3 protein-coding genes are annotated in these 1,245 nt (G+C 34.0%); all 3 read right to left on the reverse strand.

The window, feature by feature from the left end; genetic code table 11:
- The coding region (locus DMC01_RS12485) for a Cj0814 family flagellar-dependent secreted protein (RefSeq protein WP_142694508.1) at positions 1-533 on the reverse strand (533 nt) is incomplete at its 3' end.
- A 34-nt stretch (positions 534-567) separates the two neighbouring features.
- On the reverse strand, positions 568-1,077 hold the full coding sequence (locus tag DMC01_RS14075) for a hypothetical protein (RefSeq protein WP_185908956.1): 510 nt from the start codon (positions 1,075-1,077) through the stop codon (positions 568-570).
- Positions 1,040-1,177, reverse strand: coding sequence for a hypothetical protein (locus DMC01_RS14080; RefSeq protein WP_185908957.1), 138 nt, complete (start codon positions 1,175-1,177; stop codon positions 1,040-1,042). The genes DMC01_RS14075 and DMC01_RS14080 overlap by 38 nt, the downstream gene beginning before the upstream one ends.
- Positions 1,178-1,245: the final 68 nt, after the last annotated feature.

Consider the following 1,245-nt stretch of genomic DNA (forward strand, 5'->3'; position numbering starts at 1 on the left):
CTAGGAAAGAGTTGTCCGCCATTTGCTTTAAAATTCCCAGAAGCGACTAATTCACTCATTTCACCAAAGGAAAACACTCGTGTAATCTGCCCTATGCTGTTTATCTCATAGCTTTGCGGGAAATAAGACGCCAAATCCTCTTGGCTAAAACTTTCTTTGTTTGCTAACTCAGGGCTTTTTTCAAGGAGTTGTGAAACTATGTCATAGGCGTTGCGAACAGTTTTGGCTATGTCTATGCTTGAAAAAGAATTAAAAACACCACCACTTGTTTGGCTTCTCACAAGGCTTTGCATAGTGCTTGAATGTATCTTATAGTCCTTTGGAATGCCTGCTGTTTCATTGAATTCCTCTGTGAAATATCCATCTTTATCAACCTTATAGCCCAATACTTCATTACTTGAATTTGAGCTTTTGTTTGAATTTATGGAAGTTGTTGAATTTGAAGTTGTTTTTTCCCTAACTGAAAGTTTAAAATTTGACAAAGAGTTATTAAGATTGGTATTGAAATTGAACCTTGTTGAAACATTTAACATTACTTTTCCTCATTTTAAAAATTTGGGGCTTTTATTAAAATCCCATTTCATTTTTAAGTTGCCTTTCATAAGCCCAACCCATCTCTTTGACCATTTTATTTGAACCTATATTAGATTTTATTTTATAAATCCTTCCACCACTTAGGCCAACTAAAGCAGCACCTGTGGTATAATATACACTAGGTCTATAAGGATTTGAAAGATTTAAGGTTCTTTTGACAGTAAAAGCTACAAATTTATTTCTTGGGTCATTATTTGTTACTAACATTAACTCTTTAAATTTTTCTTTACTTGTAGTATAATGCCTTAATTCTCCATATACTTCGTAAGAACCGGGAATAAAGCAACTCGATTTTACCCCCATATCACATATACCACCTATATCTAATTCAAGGGCAGTAGGGACAGCTATAGCCATAGATTCAGTAATACGCACTCCACCGAGTGAATAATCGCTAAAAACTCCAGAAGCAACTAAATACCCACCAACAACCTGACTTGCTTCATCAAGTGTAAGTTTTTTTAACTCCAGTTGAGTTATCACTCAAAGCACCATTGCTTACTTTAGCAAGAAAATCATCAGCCAAAGAAAGGCTTGAGAGTAAGGCACTTAAAAGTGCAACTTTAAAGAATGTTTTTGACATAATCTGCTCCTTTAAATTTAATCTTGTGAATTTAACACGAAATTTCTTAAAAGACATTTAAAGTTTAA

Source organism: Campylobacter troglodytis (assembly GCF_006864425.1).
Taxonomy (GTDB): Bacteria; Campylobacterota; Campylobacteria; order Campylobacterales; family Campylobacteraceae; genus Campylobacter_D; species Campylobacter_D troglodytis.

Excerpts from the sequence above, each read along its gene's own strand:
- DMC01_RS14080 (WP_185908957.1), bottom strand. The coding sequence starts at position 1,177 with ATGTCAAAAACATTCTTTAAAGTTGCACTTTTAAGTGCCTTACTCTCA.